General features: G+C 41.4%; 23 protein-coding genes and 1 pseudogene. 16 read left to right on the plus strand and 8 right to left on the minus strand.

Annotated elements, in window-relative coordinates:
• Positions 1-13 precede the first annotated feature (13 nt).
• Complete coding sequence (gene cysS, locus ACEYW6_RS24950; protein WP_412981865.1) at positions 14-1,459, minus strand: cysteine--tRNA ligase; 1,446 nt, start codon at positions 1,457-1,459, stop codon at positions 14-16.
• Positions 1,460-1,596: 137 nt separating this feature from the next.
• Here cysS and ACEYW6_RS24955 point away from each other — a divergent pair, with 137 nt between their 5' ends.
• The 5 genes from ACEYW6_RS24955 to ACEYW6_RS24975 all read left to right on the plus strand — a co-directional run bounded on the left by ACEYW6_RS24955 (position 1,597) and on the right by ACEYW6_RS24975 (position 6,416).
• The gene (locus tag ACEYW6_RS24955) at positions 1,597-2,709 is read left to right on the plus strand and encodes a CobW family GTP-binding protein (protein ID WP_412981866.1); all 1,113 of its coding nucleotides are present in this window, start codon (positions 1,597-1,599) and stop codon (positions 2,707-2,709) included.
• Positions 2,710-2,958: 249 nt separating this feature from the next.
• On the plus strand, positions 2,959-3,411 hold the full coding sequence (gene dtd / locus ACEYW6_RS24960; RefSeq protein WP_412981867.1) for a D-aminoacyl-tRNA deacylase: 453 nt from the start codon (positions 2,959-2,961) through the stop codon (positions 3,409-3,411).
• A 103-nt stretch (positions 3,412-3,514) separates the two neighbouring features.
• Positions 3,515-3,856, plus strand: a complete 342-nt coding sequence (gene psb28, locus ACEYW6_RS24965) for a photosystem II reaction center protein Psb28 (RefSeq protein ID WP_190898585.1) — start codon at positions 3,515-3,517, stop codon at positions 3,854-3,856.
• Positions 3,857-3,960: 104 nt separating this feature from the next.
• On the plus strand, positions 3,961-4,470 hold the full coding sequence (locus tag ACEYW6_RS24970; protein ID WP_412981868.1) for a MogA/MoaB family molybdenum cofactor biosynthesis protein: 510 nt from the start codon (positions 3,961-3,963) through the stop codon (positions 4,468-4,470).
• 191 nt (positions 4,471-4,661) lie between these two features.
• Entirely contained in the window at positions 4,662-6,416 is a 1,755-nt protein-coding gene (locus ACEYW6_RS24975) for a diguanylate cyclase (RefSeq protein WP_412981869.1), read from the plus strand.
• A gap of 200 nt (positions 6,417-6,616) precedes the next feature.
• Here ACEYW6_RS24975 and mraY read toward each other — a convergent pair whose 3' ends face one another.
• Both mraY and ACEYW6_RS24985 read right to left on the minus strand, forming a co-directional pair.
• Positions 6,617-7,708 (minus strand): phospho-N-acetylmuramoyl-pentapeptide-transferase, encoded by a 1,092-nt coding sequence (gene mraY, locus ACEYW6_RS24980; RefSeq protein ID WP_412981870.1) that lies wholly within the window; start codon positions 7,706-7,708, stop codon positions 6,617-6,619.
• 79 nt (positions 7,709-7,787) lie between these two features.
• Positions 7,788-8,024 carry a DUF3134 domain-containing protein gene (locus ACEYW6_RS24985; RefSeq protein WP_196513920.1) on the minus strand — a complete coding sequence of 79 codons (237 nt, stop codon included), beginning with the start codon at positions 8,022-8,024 and terminating at the stop codon, positions 7,788-7,790.
• A gap of 241 nt (positions 8,025-8,265) precedes the next feature.
• Between ACEYW6_RS24985 and ACEYW6_RS24990 the strand changes: the two genes are divergently transcribed.
• From ACEYW6_RS24990 to mdh, 5 genes are all read left to right on the plus strand, one after another.
• Positions 8,266-8,850, plus strand: coding sequence for a PAP/fibrillin family protein (locus ACEYW6_RS24990; protein ID WP_412981871.1), 585 nt, complete (start codon positions 8,266-8,268; stop codon positions 8,848-8,850).
• 307 nt (positions 8,851-9,157) lie between these two features.
• A complete protein-coding gene (locus tag ACEYW6_RS24995) occupies positions 9,158-9,373 on the plus strand; it encodes a photosystem I reaction center subunit IV (RefSeq protein ID WP_069073932.1) in 216 nt (71 codons plus the stop codon).
• A gap of 250 nt (positions 9,374-9,623) precedes the next feature.
• Positions 9,624-10,502: a DNA-formamidopyrimidine glycosylase gene (locus tag ACEYW6_RS25000; protein ID WP_412981872.1), complete on the plus strand. Its 879-nt coding sequence runs from the start codon at positions 9,624-9,626 to the stop codon at positions 10,500-10,502.
• 122 nt (positions 10,503-10,624) lie between these two features.
• A complete protein-coding gene (locus ACEYW6_RS25005) occupies positions 10,625-10,840 on the plus strand; it encodes an NAD(P)H-quinone oxidoreductase subunit O (protein ID WP_412981873.1) in 216 nt (71 codons plus the stop codon).
• 113 nt (positions 10,841-10,953) lie between these two features.
• Positions 10,954-11,925: a malate dehydrogenase gene (gene mdh / locus ACEYW6_RS25010; protein WP_412981874.1), complete on the plus strand. Its 972-nt coding sequence runs from the start codon at positions 10,954-10,956 to the stop codon at positions 11,923-11,925.
• A gap of 318 nt (positions 11,926-12,243) precedes the next feature.
• Here the strand turns inward: mdh and ACEYW6_RS25015 are convergent, their stop codons facing one another.
• Both ACEYW6_RS25015 and ACEYW6_RS25020 read right to left on the minus strand, forming a co-directional pair.
• Entirely contained in the window at positions 12,244-12,573 is a 330-nt protein-coding gene (locus ACEYW6_RS25015) for a translation initiation factor (protein WP_412981875.1), read from the minus strand.
• Between the two features lie 93 nt (positions 12,574-12,666).
• The gene (locus tag ACEYW6_RS25020; protein ID WP_196513915.1) at positions 12,667-13,155 is read right to left on the minus strand and encodes a hypothetical protein; all 489 of its coding nucleotides are present in this window, start codon (positions 13,153-13,155) and stop codon (positions 12,667-12,669) included.
• Between the two features lie 339 nt (positions 13,156-13,494).
• Between ACEYW6_RS25020 and ACEYW6_RS25025 the strand changes: the two genes are divergently transcribed.
• From ACEYW6_RS25025 to ACEYW6_RS25035, 3 genes are read left to right on the plus strand one after another with little or no spacing between them, the layout of a single operon-like run.
• Positions 13,495-14,172, plus strand: a complete 678-nt coding sequence (locus tag ACEYW6_RS25025) for a hypothetical protein (protein ID WP_412981876.1) — start codon at positions 13,495-13,497, stop codon at positions 14,170-14,172.
• Between the two features lie 38 nt (positions 14,173-14,210).
• Positions 14,211-16,085: a hypothetical protein gene (locus ACEYW6_RS25030; protein WP_412981877.1), complete on the plus strand. Its 1,875-nt coding sequence runs from the start codon at positions 14,211-14,213 to the stop codon at positions 16,083-16,085.
• Between the two features lie 10 nt (positions 16,086-16,095).
• A complete protein-coding gene (locus ACEYW6_RS25035; protein ID WP_412981878.1) occupies positions 16,096-17,493 on the plus strand; it encodes a DUF1802 family protein in 1,398 nt (465 codons plus the stop codon).
• A 31-nt stretch (positions 17,494-17,524) separates the two neighbouring features.
• Here the strand turns inward: ACEYW6_RS25035 and ACEYW6_RS25040 are convergent, their stop codons facing one another.
• Both ACEYW6_RS25040 and ACEYW6_RS25045 read right to left on the minus strand, forming a co-directional pair.
• Complete coding sequence (locus tag ACEYW6_RS25040; protein WP_412981879.1) at positions 17,525-17,827, minus strand: type II toxin-antitoxin system RelE/ParE family toxin; 303 nt, start codon at positions 17,825-17,827, stop codon at positions 17,525-17,527.
• Between the two features lie 2 nt (positions 17,828-17,829).
• A complete protein-coding gene (locus ACEYW6_RS25045) occupies positions 17,830-18,090 on the minus strand; it encodes a type II toxin-antitoxin system ParD family antitoxin (protein ID WP_412981880.1) in 261 nt (86 codons plus the stop codon).
• A 531-nt stretch (positions 18,091-18,621) separates the two neighbouring features.
• On the opposite strand from ACEYW6_RS25045, the gene ACEYW6_RS25050 reads away from it, so the two are divergent.
• From ACEYW6_RS25050 to ACEYW6_RS25060, 3 genes are all read left to right on the plus strand, one after another.
• Complete coding sequence (locus ACEYW6_RS25050; RefSeq protein ID WP_412981881.1) at positions 18,622-19,281, plus strand: Nif11-like leader peptide family natural product precursor; 660 nt, start codon at positions 18,622-18,624, stop codon at positions 19,279-19,281.
• A 339-nt stretch (positions 19,282-19,620) separates the two neighbouring features.
• On the plus strand, positions 19,621-20,184 hold the full coding sequence (gene def / locus ACEYW6_RS25055) for a peptide deformylase (protein WP_190894917.1): 564 nt from the start codon (positions 19,621-19,623) through the stop codon (positions 20,182-20,184).
• Positions 20,185-20,194: 10 nt separating this feature from the next.
• Positions 20,195-20,398 (plus strand): hypothetical protein, encoded by a 204-nt coding sequence (locus tag ACEYW6_RS25060; protein ID WP_196513910.1) that lies wholly within the window; start codon positions 20,195-20,197, stop codon positions 20,396-20,398.
• Positions 20,399-20,467: 69 nt separating this feature from the next.
• Here ACEYW6_RS25060 and ACEYW6_RS25065 read toward each other — a convergent pair.
• Positions 20,468-20,815: pseudogene (locus ACEYW6_RS25065) on the minus strand (WD40 repeat domain-containing protein); the annotation flags it as partial.
• Positions 20,816-20,929 lie beyond the last annotated feature (114 nt).

Genomic DNA, 20,929 nt, shown 5'->3' on the forward strand with positions numbered 1-20,929 from the left:
AACAATTTAAAATTTAATTCCGGTGCCAGCGTGTACCATCACGGCTATCAATTAGCGTAATACCTTCTGCTTGGAGTTCGTCACGAATGCGATCGCTTTCGGCAAAATTTTTGCCTTTACGTGCTTCTTGCCTTTGCTGAATTTTCGCTTCAATTGCCGCATCGCTTAAACCATTACTCTTGCAATTTTCCGCTTCTATCTCGGCTTTTAAGCCCAAAACTCCAGCCAATGTAACAAGAGTTTGCCATTGACGCTTTAATTCATCAGGTGAAGTTTCGGTTTTCCCTTCATGCACAATAATATTTCCTTCACGGCGCAGTTCTTTGGCTAATTCAAACAGAACTGTTAACCCACCAGGAAAATTAAAGTCGTTATTCACAGTTTCTTGAAAGCGTTCAACAGTTTCAGCGAGTAGTGGAGCAGTTTCCACTCCCCAGCCTAGTTGTTTGCCGTATTGGTAGCCGAAGAGTAAACCTTCTTTAATGGTGTGCCAACCGTTGGTTGCTGCGGCGATCGCTTCGTCGGTAAAATCTATGGGTGTACGATATTGAGCCGTTAGCACGAACAACCGCACTGCCATCGGGTCAACTCCTCGATCCAGTAATTCTCGAATAGTGATAAAGTTGCCCAAAGATTTGGACATTTTTTCACCATCTACTTTCACCATGCCGTTATGAAGCCAGTAACGCGCCAGAGGTTTTCCTGTCACAGCCTCAGATTGGGCAATTTCGTTTTCGTGATGAGGAAAAATTAAGTCAGCACCACCAGCATGAATATCTATGGTATCACCCAAGCGATCGCGCACCATTGCCGAGCATTCAATGTGCCACCCTGGACGACCTGCGCCCCAAGGTGATTCCCACGCTGGTTCTCCTGGTTTTGCTGCCTTCCATAAAGCAAAATCGAAGGGGTCTTTCTTTTTCTGGTACTCTGGATCTTCTACATTGACGCGCTCGCTTTTCCCTGCTTGCATATCTTCTAACTTGCGTCCCGAAAGCTTGCCATACTCAGCAAACTGCCGCACTGCATAATACACATCGCCGTCAGCAGGGTAAGCAAAACCCTTATTTTCTAACTCATGAATTAACCGCTGAATGCCATTCATCGTATGGGTAGCACGCGGATATTCATCAGCTTCTTTGATTCCCAGCCGCGCCATATCCTCAAAATATGCTTTGATAAAGCGATCGGCTACAGCTTCCATTGATGAATGTTCAACACAGGCTCGATTGAGAATCTTGTCATCAATATCGGTAAAATTTTGGATATATCGGACTTCATAGCCGATAAACTGGAGGTATCGGCGGATTACGTCCCAAACAATGCAAGCTCTCGCATGACCCAAATGGCAGTAGTCGTAAACCGTTACGCCGCAGTAATACATCTTAACCTTGCCTGGTTCGACTGTTTCAAACGGTTCTTGACGACGGGTGAGGGTATTGTAAAGGGTTAGGGTCATAACAGAGTAATGCTGAAATAAGAAGATACGTAATAATAGGGTAAAGCAGCTGGGATGACAGTCCAGCATCCCTATGCTAGTGTTTTCTGGACTATCTGCGCTACATTACTATTTTTTGACTATTTGATAACAGCGCTATGCAATCAGCAGTTACACCCGAATCTTCGGCAATGGATACGCCTAAACAAGGAATGCCAGTAACAATTATTACGGGCTTTCTCGGTAGTGGCAAGACGACTTTACTTAATCATATCCTCAACAATCAACAGGGTTTGAAAACCGCTGTTCTAGTGAATGAATTTGGCGAAATTGGCATCGACAACGAGCTAATTGTTTCCACTGGTGAGAACATGGTGGAGTTAAATAATGGTTGTATTTGCTGCACTATTAATAATGATTTGGTAGATGCAGTTTACAAAGTTTTAGAACGCCAAGAAAATCTAGATTATCTAGTAGTGGAAACAACTGGATTGGCAGATCCGCTACCAGTAGCTTTAACATTTCTGGGTACAGAATTGCGAGATTTAACTCGTTTAGATTCGATTATTACAGTAGTAGATGCGGCAAATTACAGCCTAGATTTATTTAACTCTCAGGCAGCATACAGCCAGATTGCCTATGGTGATGTAATTGTGCTGAACAAGACTGATTTGGTTGATGAAGCCACTTTGAATGAGTTAGAAACAAAAATTAACGAAGTTAAGGAAGGAGCGAGAATTCTCCGCACCACGCGATCGCAAGTGCCACTCCCGTTAATTCTCAGTGTTGGTCTGTTTGAGTCTGATAAATATTTTGACACAGTGGTGGATGAACACGACCATCACGATCATCATGATGATCACGATCACTCCACATGCGGTCACGATCATCATGACCATGACCACCATGACCACCATGACCACCATGACCACCATCATTCTGACCATTTAGAAAATGATGGTTTTACTTCCATCTCTTTCCAAAGTGACAAGCCTTTTTCTATTAGGAAGTTTCAGTATTTCTTAGATAACCAGCTACCCTCAAATATCTTCCGAGCGAAGGGGATTATGTGGTTTGATGAAAGTCCGAAGCGTCATATTTTCCACCTTTGCGGTAAACGCTTCACCTTGGATGATGATGAATGGCAAGGTAAATTGAAAAACCAGCTAGTGCTGATTGGTCAAAATTTGGATCGCGAGGCTTTAATTACTCAACTCGAAAACTGCATTTGTCTACCTTCAACCTCTCGCGGTAAAGGGTTTGGCAAATAAAAGTTAGGAGTTAGAGACGCGATTAATCGCGTCTGTACAAACGTTAGGAGTTAAAAGTTTATTAATTATACTCGTTCCCAGGTAGAACCTGGGAATGCATTCCTAATGGCTCCGCCATCGATTTTGAACAATGAAAATCAAAGAATAGCGTAGGCGTAGCCCGTCGTAGACATCGCTTCCTCACTCCCCTGCGTTTACGAGCGAGTGTTTCGCCAATCATTACGAATTACGAATTACGAATTAGTTAAAATGCGCGTTGTTATCCAGCGAGTTCAATCATCTCAAGTTACAGTTAATGGTGAAATTGTCGGTAAAGTTGGGCGGGGGTTAAATTTGCTCGTGGGTATAGCCAATACCGATACTGATGCTGAAATCGACTGGATGGTGCGTAAGTGCTTGGAATTACGGCTGTTTCCTGACCAAGAAGGAGACGACCGTTGGCAAAAATCTATACAAGAAATTAGTGGCGATTTGTTAGTCGTCAGTCAATTTACACTTTATGGTGACTGTCGCAAAGGTCGCCGTCCTTCTTTTGACCGTTCAGCTGCTCCCCAATCAGCAGAAGATTTGTATAATCGTTTTGTTATCAAGTTAAGAGCTAGCGGGTTGCAGGTAGAAACAGGTAAATTTGGTGCAATGATGCAAGTTACAATAGAAAATGATGGCCCCGTAACTTTATTACTTGAAAAAGAAGCGATTTAAGTATATACACTAAAAACTGAATAACAGTAGTCTCTAGACCGTGGTGTTCTAATTGATGAGAGAATATTAAATTAACCATCACAAAAGTTTAAATTCATTCATCATGGCGAAAATCCAGTTTTCTAAAGGTCTTGACGAAGAGGTAACTCCAGAGGTGCGCTTGACGCGATCGCGCACTGGCGACAGTGGTACAGCGACATTTATTTTTACGAATCCGAAGATTTTAGATCAAGGTAGCACCGAAGATATTACCGGGATGTACCTGATTGATGAAGAAGGGGAGATAATTACCCGTGAAGTTAAAGCTAAATTTATCAACGGTAAACCGGAAGCATTAGAAGCACTTTACGTGATGAAATCTGCCCAAGAATGGGAGCGCTTTATGCGTTTCATGGAGCGGTATGCTGAAGAAAACGATTTGGGACTGAGCAAAAATGAGGCATAGGGCATAAGGCATAGAGCATTGGGTCATAGGTAATTATTGTCATGCCCAATGCGCCATTCGCCATCCCCAATTATCCATGCTCAAAAGTTCATGACTGACCTACAATGCCACAACCCCACCCAGACTCGTCTAAAATTACGGTAACTTGTGCTGTGGTTACTGTCAGCGATACACGCACTTTGGAAACAGACAAAAGTGGTCAACTAATTAAGCAGTTACTCCTTGGTGCAAATCATGCTATAGGAGCCTACACGATCATCAAAGATGAACCAACACAAATTCAAGGGCAGATAGAAAATCTAGGTAAAAGCTCAAATTTGGATGCTGTAATTTTCAGTGGTGGTACAGGTATTGCACCAAGAGATACCACCTACGATGCTATTGAGAAGTTATTAGAGAAAACTTTACCGGGATTTGGTGAGTTATTTCGTTTTTTAAGTTATCAAGAAATTGGTTCGCGGGCGATCGCTTCTCGCGCTGTTGCTGGTGTTTATCAAAATAAATTAATCTTCTCGCTTCCTGGTTCTAGTAATGCTGTGCGACTGGCTATGGAAAAACTGATTTTACCCGAACTCACTCACTTGGTAAGTCAGGTTTGTAAGGAAGTGAAATAAGCAGCCTTTCAAAAAGTTACCATGATAACTTTTGTGAACTAGCTATACTGACCTGACAGTTCAGTGTAAGCCTTCTTGCTGAATCAGGTAAAACTAAGGCATGAGGAAGTGAAATCATCCTTTCTATGCTTACATTTTCAGGCTACCCAGAATTATAGTGAATCGGATGAAATATTAATATCAGGTCAACAATGGAGCCTATTTACTGGAATTGCATAATTGCTCACAGCATTACTGCATTTTCATACTTTGGCATCCCTACAGTAATAGGGGTTTTCTTTGCTAAAACTAAGGCAACTATACCTTCTAAGTTTTGGCTAGCCTTTTTCTTATCAGGTGGATTCGTACTATTTTGCGGATTTCATCACCTTCTGGCGATCTTTGAACCACATTCGGTAGTGTCGCTGTTGCACTTAGGTGTACTTGATGTAATGGCGTTTGTTTCCTTGTCTGCTTTACTCTACATGATGCCAACTGCTTATCAAATTGTAGAGGCGATCGCGAAATCTCAAGAAGATACCCGCGAACTTCAACGCAGCCAGCAGATGCAACGGCTATTCCTAGATCAGGGGCCATTTCTAGCCTATATCAAAGATGAGCAATCCAGAATGCTCTACTACAACCAGGAAATACAGTCTAGATTTTCGGTAAATCCCCAAGAATGGGTGGGAAAAACAGATAGTGAAGTTTTGACAGATCCAGAAGAGGCGCGACGGGTAATGGAAAACGATCAAGTCGTTTTGAGGACTGTACGCCCCTTAAGGCTGATTGAAGAGGTAAAGATGCCTGGTCATGATCAGCCGTGCTACTGGCTATCGTTTAAGTTTCCGTTTAACGATTACGCAACGGGCGCTTACCGTATTGGTGGGATCAGTATCGATATTACAGAATCTATAGAAGCACAGCGATCGCTAACTGACTTAAATCGGCAGTTAGAAGAAAAAGCACTGGAATTAGAGGCAAAAAAACGAGAACTTATATATCTCTCAGATATGGCGGATATGCTTTATTCCTGCGAGTCTGAAGATGAGATGTATCAAGTGGTCGCTTTAACCTGTTCTAAGCTATTTCCTAAAATGAGTGGTTCTATCTATATAACTGCTAATTCCAAGAATTATGTTCAGATGAATAGTTTTTGGGGAGGTCAAAGAAGCAGTAAAGAAATATTTTCATTATCCGATTGTTGGGCATTGCGGAGAGGAAAATTAAACCTTTTATCGCCCCATAATAATTCAGGACTAATGTGCAGTCACTTAATACAGCCTCTTAGCGGCACACATTTGTGTGTTCCATTGTTTGGACAAGGCGAAGTAGTTGGGATCTTACACATCGATACGCTTGAAGAAATCAGTCCAGAAGCTCAACAAATTACTGAGATTATTGCTAGAACATTAGGTATTGCACTGAATAATCTATCGATCAAACAACGTCTAACCCATGATAGCTTGCGGGATGGGATGACCCAACTATTCAATCAAAGCTATATGCAAAGCATAACGGAACAGAGGCTAGCCGAAGCTGAAAGGTTGGGACAACCTCTTAGTGTTATTTTCCTTGATATTGATAACTTCAAATCCTACAACTCGCGCTATGGGCACGTAACTGCCAACATTGTTCTCCAAGGATTAGCAAAGCTGCTGTTAAAATCTATTCGCTCTTTTGATATTCCTTGCAGATGGGGTGGTGAAGAATTTGTGATTGTGATGCCTAATATGACGCTGGAAACCCTCAGAAAGCGAGTAGAACAACTCAGGATAGATATTGAACAAATGCAATTGAAGGACGGCGATCGTATTCTCGAAAGCATTACTGCTTCTTTTGGAATAGCTGTATCAGAACCAGGGATTACGGTTAAGGATTTTCTAGATCGGGCAAATCAAGCGATGCTTGAGGCAAAGCGAACAGGGAAGAATCGGGTTATGGAATATGTAAACAACTATTATTAATTGATAATTCAAAAAACCTCAAGTGGTAAATAAGCAGCCCTTCAGTCGGTATCAAATGTCAAACTTTCCAGTATGAAATCAGAAACTCATAAATTTTCTGTATAAAAAAACAACTCCTTGAAGATGTGGGAGTTGTCATTTTGTATTCGAGCAGTTTTTTAAACGATTCAGAATGGAGCGATGCTTGCGGCGGGCTGCGCCTACGCCAAGCAGATGGCAGCCAATATAGCAGCGATGACATAGAATACTCCAACCACTTGCAATTCTGACCAGCCAGTCAGTTCTAAATGATGGTGTAAGGGTGCCATTTTGAAGAGGCGCTTGCCTTTGCCATCAGGGCCTTTGGTGGCTTTGTAATAACTTACCTGCGCCATCACTGAAAGAGTTTCTACGAAGAAGATACCACTGAGAATGAACAGAGCTACTAAGGTGTTTGTCAATAGTGCTACAGCCGCTAAAGCGCCCCCCAGTGCTAAAGAACCGGTATCTCCCATGAAAACGCGGGCTGGGTTACGATTATGGGCTAAGAAACCTAAGCACCCACCGCTTAAAGCAGCACAGAAAACCATTAACCCTGGTGCTGTAGGCGCGACTAAAGCACCTAAAGCCAAAAGTGCGATCGCTACTGTTCCTGCTGCCAAGCCATCAATACCATCTGTTAAATTAGTCGCATTACTTTCTGCAACTAACACAAAACCTGCTAAAGGCCAAAATAGGAATCCTAAGGGTAGTGTGAAGCTCACCCAAGGCAAAGCAATATTTGTAATATTAGAAGGTTGATTAAACATCAGCCATAGACAAAACACAGCCGCAAAGCTTACCTGCAAAGCCAGTTTCGTTCGGGGAGATATACCTTTATTTGATTTCCGGCGCAGAATTTGCCAATCGTCGAGCCAGCCAATCAATCCATAGCTGATTGTCAAAGCCGAAACTGCAAGTACGTCTGTAGCAAAGTCAGACAATATGCAAGCAATTATCACACCTACAGGTATAAAAAATATACCGCCCATTGTTGGGGTGCCTGCCTTTTTTAGATGTGCTTGGGGCCCATCTTCGCGAATTATTTGTCCAGTTTTGAGTGCTTGGAGTAGGGGTATTACCCAATAGCCCACGACACCTGAACCCAGCGCACATAAAAGTAGTGGCAGGGTTAACGACATACTTTGCCAGGGTAGCCTATTGGCCATCGAATCTAAGAAAAATGCTGTTGTACCTAGCCCTACGGCTAATAAAGAGGCTAGAACGATTCCAGAAATGTTTAATCCTTGCTCAGGAGATAATTTAGCGTCCACAGAAGTTTCCCTTCACTCCACACTTATAAAACTGAATACCAGGAACTAGGGATACTACCAAGTCCCTAGCCTGAAAAGGCTAATCCTCGGCGATTCCTATATCGTCATCATCATCCAGGTCGTAGCCAATTCCATCTTCTACACCCATTAGGGAGTCTATTTCTTCTTCGTCATCTTGAAAATCCGGTTCGTGAACGTCACGCGTGATGATCCTACCGTTGGTTTGCAACCAGTCCAATAAAGAGGACTCTTGCTTTAAGGGGATGACATCAGCTCGCTGATTACGGGGTACTTCACGTAATGGAGAGTTCAACATATCGAGGAGGACAAGAAAAGGTTTACGTAAGTTGACATTTAGAGTCTATCACTTGACACGGATTAATTTAGTTATCCTTTCAACCCTTTAGTTGATAAATCCGCATTCAGATAGAAATTTTTTATTTAATAGGCATATCGCTTAGGTCAAGCGATTATTAGTAATTTTTATGGCACTACACATAGGTCATGAATATCTTGTTTATGCTGATGGAAAGGACTGATTTTTGAGGTGACAGGCGATGATGGGAAAAGCGGCTCTAATAGATGCGATCGCTGGTACAAATCGCGGTCTACTGGCGACCCAAGCACAGAAACAGGCTATCTTAGCAGCGATCGCCAATTTAGAAGATTTTAATCCTACACCCCGTCCGGTAGAAGCTAACAATTTGCTAGATGGCAATTGGCGATTACTATACACCACTAGCAAGGCTCTTTTAAACTTAGATCGTTTACCTTTGTGCAAACTGGGTCAAATCTATCAGTGTATCCGGGTAGATACTGCCAGTGTTTACAACATAGCTGAGATTTATGGCCTACCTTTTTTGGAAGGATTAGTCAGCGTTGCTGCAAAATTTGAGCCAGTTTCAGGTCGGCGTGTCCAAGTGAAATTTGAGCGTTCTATTATCGGCTTACAACGTTTAATAGAATACAATTCTCCGGTAACTTTTATCCAACAAATTGAAGCAGGTAGAAAATTTCCGGGGATTGATTTTGCAATCAAGAGTGATAAACAGCAAGGCTGGTTAGATATCACCTATATAGATAACGATCTGCGGATCGGCAGAGGTAACGAGGGGAGCGTGTTCGTACTGAGTAAAACATAAGTTTATGCAAAAATACTGTTTGCGAACGAAGGTAAGCTATAACGTGTACCTTGTCAAGTAGGTCTAATACAGTTTTAAATTTGGGTAGGGAGTGGGGAGTAGGGGGGGTGAGGAAGATAAGGGAGATAAGGGAGAAAGAATAACTAATATTCAATGCCCAATCCAATCCCTAGTCCCCAGTCCCCAGCCGCTAATACCCAATTCAGACAAATAACTTAACAAAGACTCTAGCAGCGACCTTCAGGTTGTAGAGTGAAATCAATTAGCCCTCTAGATTGGCGATTGATAACTAAAAGGGAAAATAATCATGGTTCAACGTGGTTCTAAAGTACGTATTCTCCGCCCTGAATCCTACTGGTTTCAGGATCTAGGAACTGTGGCTTCCATTGACCAAAGCGGCATCAAATACCCTGTAATTGTCCGCTTTGAAAAGGTCAATTACTCTGGTATCAATACCAACAACTTTGCTCAGGATGAATTAGTAGAGGTAGAAGCACCAAAGGCTAAACCACCTAAAAAATAGCAGCAAAGCTACAAGGGGGTTGTTTGATGCGATGATGAAGGGTAGTCTTAAGTCTGAAGTATGAAGTCTGAAAATTTCAGTTCATTCATCTTTGATCCAAGCCTACCCTAATCTATGAGAAGCTGCCCTGCGGGTATTTACGGTTTCTCTTGGGTAGTAATACGATCCACTTACGGATGTGTAAGTACTACTTCATCTCTTCTTTCTTGAACCCTCAAATACATCAAAATTGCCTGCTTAATCTGCTTGAATGCCTGAACTGCCTGAAGTTGAAACAGTCCGCAGGGGTCTAAATCAATTGACCCTTAACCAAGAAATCACGGGTGGAGATGTGTTGCTCGATCGCACCATCGCCTACCCGTTTTCTGTCGGTGAGTTTGTTGATGGAATTAAAAAGAATGCGTACCCCGGAGGGGTTGGCGCAGCTATTGCTACTTGGCATCGTCGTGGTAAATATCTCCTCGCAGAACTCTCCTCTTCCTCTTCCACAGGTTGGCTAGGGGTTCATCTGCGAATGACCGGTCAATTACTGTGGCTGCATCGAGATGAACCATTACATAAGCACACGCGGGTTAGATTATTCTTTGGGGAACACCAGGAATTGCGTTTTGTTGATCAGCGTACCTTCGGTAAAATGTGGTGGGTTCCACCTGGTGTTGCTGTAGAAAGTATTATTACTGGTTTGGCAAAACTTGCAGCAGATCCATTTTCACCCGAATTCACTGTCGAGTATCTAGCAAGCAAACTTCAAAATCGCCGCCGTCCAATTAAGACTGCGCTACTGGATCAATCGGTGGTGGCGGGATTAGGTAACATTTATGCTGATGAAGCATTGTTTAAGAGTGGAATTTTACCTGAAACTTTGTGTATAGATTTACAGCTAAAGCAAATTGAGCGTTTGCGAACAGCCATAATTCAAGTGTTAGAAACCAGCATTGAGGCTGGTGGTACGACTTTTAGTAATTTTTTAAGTGTTAAGGGTGTCAACGGCAACTATGGTGGTGTTGCTTGGGTTTATAACCGCGCTGGAGAACCCTGTCGAGTTTGTGGTACAACAATTCAACGGATTAGGTTAGCTGGGCGATCTAGTCACTTTTGCCCCCAGTGTCAAACAGGAGAGACGCGATGAATCGCGTCTGTACAAGAGTTAGAGACACGATTAATCGCGTCTGTACAAGAGTTAGGAGTTTTTACCTCGGAAGTCTCTTAAAATGCGGATAAGTCTAATCTAGAAATTTGAGAGGGGAATTCATGGCAGTCAAAAAAGGAGATATGGTTCGCGCTATCCGCGAGAAACTGGAAAACAGTCTGGAAGCAAAAGCCAGTGATGCTCGCTTTCCTTCCTATTTGTTTGACAGCAAGGGCGAAATTTTAGATGTCAAAGGTGATTACGCCCTTGTTAAGTTCGGGAAAGTACCAACGCCAAACGTTTGGTTACGTGTGGATCAACTCGAAGAATTTAAATAATAAGCTCATCAATAAGCTCATCCCACCCCTAAAAGGGGATGGGATTTCACTTTAACTGTTAACCGTCAACAGTCAACTGAATTCTTGTTGATAAAAATTGCACTTTAATAATTATGTCTTCTTCCCTTAACTCCCCAATTGTGTGTAATTTACCCCGTGTAACCATCGTGGGTGCGGGTAGGGTTGGTAGTACTTTAGCTCAACGCATTGCAGAGAAAAATCTAGCAGATGTAGTTTTACTAGATATTATCGCGGGAATGCCCCAAGGTTTGGCGCTGGATTTGATGGAAGCCAGGGGAATTGAAATACATAATCGCCAAATTATCGGCACAAATAATTATGCTGATACATCTGGTTCCCAAATCGTGGTAATTACCGCAGGACTTCCCCGCAAACCAGGGATGAGTCGGGATGACTTGCTAAAAACCAATGCCAAAATTGTGGTGGAAGCGGCAAAAAATGCGATCGCTCATTCTCCCAATGCTATTTTTATTGTCGTCACTAATCCGTTGGATGTGATGACTTATTTAGCTTGGCAAGCAACTGGTTTACCACGCGATCGCATTATGGGTATGGCTGGCGTGTTAGATTCCGCCCGTTTTGAAACCTTCATTGCCCTAGAATTGGGAGTTTTGCCCGCCGATGTCAAAGCGATGGTATTGGGTAGCCACGGCGATTTAATGGTGCCCTTGTCTCGTTATGCTACCGTTAACGGCATTCCTATCACTGAATTGCTGGATGCAGCCACAATTGAACGTTTGGTTGAAAGAACTCGCAACGGTGGCGCAGAAATTGTGGAATTGATGCAGACGGGTGGTGCTTTTTTTGCTCCGGCATCGGCTACTAGTGTAATGGTAGAATCGATTTTGCTAAATCAGTCGCGGTTGTTGCCTGTGGCGGCTTATTTGCAAGGTGAATACGGTTTAGAAGATGTTGTGATTGGTGTTCCCTGTCGGTTGGGATGCGGTGGAATTGAAAGTGTTTTGGAATTAAATCTCACTGATGGCGAAATAGAGGGTTTGCATACTTCGGCTCAATCTGTGCGTAAAAGTATTGAGCGATCGCAGGAAATAAATAATTCGTAATGATGCTCGTTCGCCCTTGGCGTGCCGTAGGCAAGACTCGCTAACGTAATTCGTAATTCGTAATTTGTCGAAATAACTGCAAAAACAAAAGGCAGTAGGTTCACATCCTGCTGCCTTATACCAATTCAATTAATTATTGCAACACATCCTTGGGTAAAGACGCGATGAATCGCGTCTCTACAAATGGTCTATTTGTCGCATTCTTTTTTCAAATTGGTATTACAAATCAAATTGGGAAAACCTCTCTTTTTCTAGGTGAGAGGCTTGGAATTTTCCCCATTTCCTACTAGGGAAGGGGGCTGGGGGTTAGGTTTAGCGTTAACGGCGGTAATCCTGATCTGCGGGGTCGCCGTAGGGGTCTTCACTAGCTGGGCGGACGTTACCAAACTCCCCTTGGTCTGCGGGATCTCCGTAAGGGTCTTCACTAGCTGGGCGAACGTTGCCGTAAGAGGCGATATCTGCGGGGTCGCCGTAGGGGTCTTCACTAGCTGGGCTGATGTTGCCATAAGATGCCGGGTCTGCGGGATCACCGTAGGGGTCTTCGCTGGCTGGACGTACATTGCGATTGCGGTATTCGTTATCTTCAGCTTGATCGCCGTTTCCTCCAAAGAAGAGATCCTTCGCCTTTCGCAAAAAGAAATTTACCATGATCTATCTCCTGTTTTAAGTTCGTGTCTCCCACGTGCGCGATCGGCGTTATCCTTCGGGAAACCCGCTTTAGATTTACACACGCTTCGCTATCTAGAGTGCTGGAGCTGCGGATGAAGTTATGCCAGTTAGATCGCGACCTGAAGAACTCCTGTTATAGCCTTGGAATTCCCGATACTTTTGCGCTTCAGATTCCGGTACTCGAATTCCTTCTGGTGGTGGAGTAACCCAGTGAGCACGATGTTCAGCATCGCGGTAATATACACGCCCGTTCTTGGAAAGATAGTACTTACCTTGCGCTCCTTCTTGTGGAGCATTCTTATGCTGGTTGTAGAGGTAATAAAGTGCCGCAGCTCCTGCCAAAATAGCCACTTTTTGTCCTGTACCCATTCCCTTCTTAACTTCGGGTTGGTTTGTGGTGCGATCGCTCACTGTTCTACCAATGGTGTCATCAACAGGTGGTGGCGTAGCAGTTTTAGAACCACCTCCGCAGCTACTCAGCAGAGGAACCATAAGCAATGCGGAAAGCAGCACTGCAAATAGACGCGAAACTATTTTACGTTCTTTATATATTGTGTTCATCGGATTTCGTCATCACCTGTATTTACTAAAAGCCTTGCTGTTGCAAATACAAAGTTGGAATTCCTGTTATTTCACCTGGAATTGAAAGAACATCTACCACTTAATTTACAACTGCATAGCTACAACGTTTCACTGTCATGATGATCGATTTTCTCAAGTATTCCATCCCGCCTTTGAGAGAAACTGCATTCATCCTAAGGAAATAACTTGTTGATTTTTGATTAATCAATTTAGCTGAAACGCGGAAATATTCAGCAATTTCTCGGTTATTTTTTTGGTGTAAATAAATTAAAAAGATACAGCTACTATGATGATCTTTGCCAAATAATACACACAAATATGACATCAAAAAATACACCCCAAACTAGAACTCGTCTCCTTTTGGCTTTGTGGGATTTGGGAGGAACGCAGCAGGAAGTTAAGAAGGGTCAACTCACTAAGCGGATTGTATCCAAAAGCCAGAAGGTAGCAGATTATCAGGGTTCATTTGAAGAATTACAGAATCAGGGTGCGATCGCAATCTCCAAAAAAGGATACTCTCTAACATCTCCCAAGGGTTTCGAGGTGTTAGGTGAGGGTTTGAGAAGTGGCGATTTTAAATTTGAAGGGACGATTGTCGGTACTTGGGCGGCGAATGCGTTGGTGAAGTGGATTAGTCAGATTGATGTTGCGGTAACTGGTGCAGATGTACCAGTTAATGGGAAGAGTGCGTTAGCGGAGCTTTCCAAAGGAATCGCATCTTACGACGAATTTAAGTCAGTGGCGTTGGAAGTCTACGACAAGCTGAACTATGAATACAACTTTAACAATCTAGTGCCAATTTACCGCATTAGGAGAACAATAGGCGATCGCGTGAGTCGTACAGACTTTAATGATTGGCTGCTGGAAACGCAAGCCGACGACATTTTGCAACTGCAAGGCGGAAGTGTAGAAGACAGCGCACCCGACAAAATTGAAGATTCGGTAGCTACAGAATTAGATGGATTACGTTGCTACGCCACACGCCTGAAACCTTAAACCTTATTTGACTCTTCACATATTAACTTCACAACACTATGACTCTTACCACATCTACCATTGATGATCTTATTAGAAATCAAAACCCTTTTGCAGGACATATTGTGGTCAGACCGCAACAAATCTGGGGTAAAAGTTTTCCTGATGTGATTTCAATTAATGCTCATGCTTCTAATGCAGTTTTTGAGGCTGTTGATAAAGTCCGTAAAGGAAAACGTGAAACTGTAGGTATCACAATTACAGCAGAAAAAGGGTTAGGCAAAAGCCATATTATTAGTCGAATACGCCATCGATTACAGACAGAAGATGGTAGCTTATTTATCTATATGAGTAAGTATGATAATCTGAATCAGATTAAGTATCAATTTCTCCAAACAGTTGCCTCTAGCCTTAGAGCATTTGGTAGCCAAAAGTTAATGCAATGGCAAGAGATTGCAGCAGCTTTAATTAACGAAGCAAAGCAATGGAATTATACGCCACAACAGTATATTAGTATGTATCCAAGTTGGTTAAGCAAACACTCAACTAAGGCAATAGATCATTTGACGGAAATAGTTCTGCAATTCAAGCCTGAAATAACCAACCCTTACATAGTGAAAGCAATTTTGTGGACGCTTTCTACAGCCCACGTTAACTTTGCAACCTACTGGCTATCTGGTTTAGAATTAACACAAGAACAAGCTGAAGCAATGGGATTACCAAATCCTAAAATTGAGAATAGAGAAGCTGAAGCATTAAGCACTGTTCGTCAAATTCTAGACATCACTAGTAATTATCGAATCCCTGTGATTTGTTTTGACGAATTAGATATTGCAGATGCTGCTGATAATGGATTTTTAGCAGCACAAGTTATTGCAAGCTTAGTTAAGGATTTATATAACAGTCTTAAACAAGGTGTTTTACTGTTGGCAATGTATCCTCGTACCTGGGAAGACCAAATCAAGGCTTTACCAGAAGCTGAAGCAGTTATAGATAGATTAGTAAGTGATCAAGCTGATAGACAGCCTATAAAATTAAGCTTCCTCAATTCTGATGATATCGTTGCTTTAGTTAGTCAATGGTTACAAGATTTTTATGAGCAACATCAGCAAACCCCGCCTCATCCTCTATACCCATTTGATGAAACTAAACTCAGAGAACTTGGCAAGAGTAGGCCTACAGTTAGGTCAGTTTTGAAATGGTGTGCAGAAAACTTTGTACCTATTAAACTTATTACTAATGATCCTCCAAAAAAGAACATCCATCCTGTTAAACCTTGCTTCGATAATGAATTAGCCAATGTAGAAGCTTCTATTGACTCATTAATGCAAGAAGAAATAACTATTAGTACTGCTCTTTGGATGGCTTTCAATAATTTAATAGGCGAAACTGTAGAAGGAGTAACAATCGAATCAATTGAAGAAGTACTAGTTAAAGCAGTAGATGAAGGATTTATCGATTTTAAAATTGTCGGTAATAAAGGGAAAGTGAGGATCGGAGTAAGTGTAGTTCAGCAAGATGGCAAGTTTATTGGTGCTGCTTTGAAGCGACTAATTGACTATGAAAAGTTTGACCTAACTCGTGGTTGCCTATTGCGTTCAAAGAATATTAATCAAGGTGCAGGATTAGCTAGAAAGAATTTGAGAACACTGTTGGAAGAAAAGGGTGGAGAGTGGATAGGCTTGCAAAGTCAAGATATTAAACCGCTTTTAGCCATCTATTTTGTTTGCCGTAACATAGAGAGTTATGAACTTACAGGTGAACAGATAGTTGATTTTATTGAGCAGAACAAACTAGCAATCAACAATCCTTTAATTCGAGAAATTCTCAGCGATCCTTCTGGGCAAGAACCTACAAATTTAACTGATGATGGATTACCTATTAGTATACCTCGAAGTGTTGCTACTGCCGATAATATCGAACTAAAACTATAGCTAATTAGAAATGAATCAGCAGTTTTCGATTCCAACAGCGCTGTGTCTACCCGTCCCTGATATTGAAGCTTTAATACAGGGACGAACAATTGCAGCTTTACCCAGGATGTTTATTCGTCCTGGGCAGAGATTTGCACTTTATCCTGCTGACTCTTCAGTTTCAATTAAAGCTTGGGCTAAATGTGAACTTTCCCAAATTTTAGACGAGACTAAGCCATTAGATACTTTGTCTAAATTAACAATATGCACACCAAAAGTATTAAAGGAGAGATTACAAAAACAACAGTATCTTTTCCTAGCTTACTTGCGTGTCTATCATTTACCTCAGTTACAAGAAATATCAGTCAATCCCAACATTCAGGAAAAGCTAGGAAAATTTGTTAGTTTACCTAATTCTCTAACGGTTTCTGAAGCAAACCCAGTATTAAACGATCGCACCTTCGCCCAACGCAAACGCCAATTAGAAAAGCTAGAATCCCCACTGCATATTGAATTGGAAGAATTGCAGAGTGCGATCGCATCCCTAGCCATTAGCCAACCAGCAGCTAAACAATTGGACAATGATATCAAAGTATTTCTGGGTTGGAGTAGTGACAAGCTCATTAAGCAAACCGATCCAGATTTAGCTTGGATAAATGATATTGCAAAATTGGGCGATCGCAGTATCGAAAAAGATGAGGGTAAAAGCAACTACCAAGCTGGTACAGACTTTGAAGATATCGCACGCCGTAGCCTTGATTTCTTAGGATTCAAAGTTGAAGAAAACGACAAAGGTGGTGCAGGTGGCTTAGACTTATTTTGCTCACAACCTTATCCTCTTGTTTGCGAATGTAAAGCAGGTAAAAGCATTCCAGATCGTGCAGTAGAAGAATTAGATAGGATTGGCAAAAGGCATCTAAAAGAAAATTATCTTCAAGCTGTAAGGTTGATTATTGGCCCAGGTAAACCGACTAAAAATTTGAAAGAATCTGCTGAAGTATCGAAAATCAGTATTATAAATGTAATGACTCTACAAAAGCTAGTTGAATTCAAAGCAAAATATCCAGGTGCTATTAATTTAGTCGAATTACGGCAATATTTAGAACCTGGGCAAATTGATTATAAAATTGATGAATATATTGATAAAGCTGAGAGAGAGATTAAATTGCGATCGCAGATTATCACAGTAGTCAAAGAACTCTCTGAACAAGACAACGAAAGTTTAAAAGCTACACATCAGAGCTTCACCGTTACAGAAATTCGTGTTCATTATAATGCTACTCATAATCCCCGGCTAAATGATGAAGTCGTTCACGATTTACTGATTGAACTTTCTTCACCCTTAACAGGTTATTTAGGGCGAATTAAAGGTAGTGATTGCAAGAGCGATCGCTTTTACTTTCTCCGCGATTTACCTATTAGTTGCTAAAAGATAATTGGAAGCAAACTAAAACACCAAGTTACTCATCTGAATCTGCAAATAAAGATTCCAAATTTTGATAGCCACTAACTACACGGACAATTTCAATTCCACTATTTATAATTCGATAAAGAATGATGTAATTATCTAAAGGAACACCGCGCAAATCAGGTTTAATATTTCCGTAGCTGCGTCCCATATTGGGGAAATTAGCTAAATATTTACACTTTTTATCAAACTTTTCAATAAAATGCTCCCCAGCATCAATATTTATTCTGACAAAATAATCAATAATTTTTGATACATCCTGACTAGCTTCTGGAGAGATAATATGCTGAGTCATCCTTATAATTCTCTCGCCTTACGCAGTTTTTCTCGCAATTGTTCAATTACAACTTCTCCATCAATACCTTCCCCTCTATCCAGTTGATCAATAGCAACTTCAACTTTTTCTCGTGTTTCTTCAACCCACTGTTGATAACCTTTTTCCCACTCTAATAGCAACTTCAATGCTTTACTAATAACTTCTTCAGGATTTGCGTATCTACCTGTAGCAATTTGGGCTTGGATAATTTGCTCTAGTTCAGGTTCAATTTGAATATTCATGATTTATATTTACAGTTTATTGAGAGCTTTAACCTTGTTATAACAAAATTTAAAGTAAGTTAATTTTAATAGCGATCACTTTTACTTTCTCCGCGATTTACCCATTAACCAAAAATAGCAAAATATATCTCTTTTCTTACCTTTGTGTTCTCTGCGTCTTTGCAGTTCGTTTAAAAACAACTGAAGTGCGTAGGCGGTTCTGGAAAGATTCTACCTCGACGTGCAGATTGTTTTGCAGTGGATTCAGTCATAGCATTAATCCTACTTATTGATGCTGCCTTAACTTTATTTTATGGGAAGCAATAAAGAGCGATCGCACACTCCGCCGAAGGTATCGCTATCTACCTATTTTTCTAAGTATATTTTATTTATGGTGACAAACTTTACATAAATTTTATACTTAGCCACTGTGTAACTTCATTTACATAAGGTAGTAAATTTTGTACTGTCGAAGAAACACATTATACTTACTACACTGGTATTCATTAATAACAAACTTCTACCAAGCTTAAAGCTTAGGCGAGATGACCCATGTATTATCAAATTTGGAATTTCTTTCTTAAAGAAGATAAATACATTTACTGGAAAGACAAAATAAAAGTTAACAAAAGTTTTGACAAAGTTACATGGCAAAAGATTATTGATTTTTTGTCACTAGTAGAGCAAACTTTCCTGTTGAAAAGTCAACTAGCAGAAACCGATAGTCTTGAGCCGTTTCTCAAGTTAGCAACAGAAAATGGTTACAGCCTAACCGCAGAAGAACTTGCCTGGTTTCTAATTACGAGAAGACAGATTTGGGATCTTTTTGATTTTGCACAAAAAACGCCATATCTCAAAGAAGAATTGCTAATAGCTAAAGATCCACAGCAGTTTGTAAACATAGCTGCCGAGAATGGCTATTATTTTTCTGTAGAAGAGTTAGCTTGGCTGTTAATTGAAATCAAATCATCGCCAAAACTAACATCTATCAACAATAGTGTTGGGGAGATTCTCACAGGTTCAAACTACGGCAGAATTGAAATAGGATACTGGATTTGGCTGGCAGAAGATTGGGGAATTGTGCCACCATTCTGTCATCGAGATAAGCCACACAATTTATTATCTGAAAATACCAACAATCCTTTTTTACTTGATCGCTGTTTCTTACCCAAAAGCTATTTTAATCAACGCCTCATGATTCATAAATTATAATTATTACCCCAGGTATAAATGCACTTTTTGGTAATAACGCGGATGTTGTATTGTGATTATTGTATTTAGTTCAGAGCGTAGTTATGGGCTTTATGACAACGGGGAATGCACAACGTCAACGACAAGCCAATTGGGCTTTCATCGAAACCTGGGATTTCAAGTACTGTGTTACAAAAAGTAAGTAATAGGCTGTTGCTTCTCTAGACTACCTAAGTTTTTGTATACACGGAAGCAAGCCAGAAAATTCCATTAGGTAAATTTTTGCATTACATCTGGGGTCTAGCTGAGATTGGTAGAATTAAAGTAGTAGGAATTTTCACCATCTAGCCATCAAGACTCATGCCCTCTGAAATTGCTGTAGAGAAAAAAAAGTTAAAAAATCCACCTTTGGAACTTCATTATTTAGGCGATCGCGTGCTGCGTCAAGCTGCAAAGCGGATTTCTAAAGTTGATGACGAACTTCGCCAAGTGGTGCGCGAAATGTTGCAAACTATGTATAGCAAAGATGGCATTGGTTTGGCTGCACCCCAAGTGGGAATTCACAAACAACTAATTGTCATCGACCTAGAACCAGAGAATGCAGCTAATCAGCCCTTAGTGTTGATTAACCCCACCATTAAACAAGTCAGCCGCGATATCTCCGTTGCTCAAGAAGGATGCTTGAGCATTCCCAACGTATACCTAGACGTAAAGCGCCCCGAAGTCGTAGAAATAGCCTATAAAGACGAGTATGGTCGTCCCCGGACATTAAAGGCTAATGACCTCTTAGGACGCTGTATTCAACACGAGATGGATCACCTTAACGGCGTGGTATTTGTAGACCGTGTAGAAAACTCCTTGACTTTAGCCCAGGAGCTATCTAAGAATGGCTTCTCGTATCAAGCGGTGAAACCAATAGTATAGGGGGCTAGTAGTGTATTTAACTCCAAAAAGCGGTTTATTTCTGGGTGGTTCTTGTGTGAGTGCGATCGCAGCTGTCGGTTCGATTTTTGAACTCAGTTACGGACAACCAGATTTTGGTGTCACAGCCACGGCAATTATCCTGGCATTGAGCATTCCACTCACAGGATTATTTTTCTTTGCCGCAGTGAAGGACGCAAGGGCTAACATGAAATAAGCATCAGGTACATAAAAAAGGTAAAAGGATGAAGGAACTCGGCAAAATTCATTCTTTTACCTTTTATTTTTACTCTGCATCTTCCACTGCCCCTAAAGCTTTTAGCGTCAACAACTGCGCTGTGGTTAACCCTGTTACCCCGGTGATATTCATCCCTTCGTAGAGTCTCTGAATTCTAAGAGTTTTTAGGCACTCACCGATTTTAATATCCCAAAGCTTGATTGTTTCGTCTTCGCTGCCACTCGCAAGGATACAATTATCTGGGCTGAAACTGACCGATCGCACCCAACTGGTATGCCCTTGCAAAGTTTTAAGACATTGTGCTGTGTGGATATCCCATAACTTTACTGTTTGGTCATCACCACTACTAGCCAAAATGTGTCCATCAGGGCTGAAGGCAACTGACCATACACGACTCTTATTCTTCAGCCCTCAGAAAATCTGGTTTCTTAGAAGCAACTGCACAGGCGGCACTGCCACCCGCTATGAATAAAAGAAACTATTTTGAGGCGACTAGTGAACGGGTATATT

Source organism: Nostoc sp. UIC 10607 (assembly GCF_047228265.1).
Taxonomy (GTDB): domain Bacteria; phylum Cyanobacteriota; class Cyanobacteriia; order Cyanobacteriales; family Nostocaceae; genus Nostoc; species Nostoc foliaceum_A.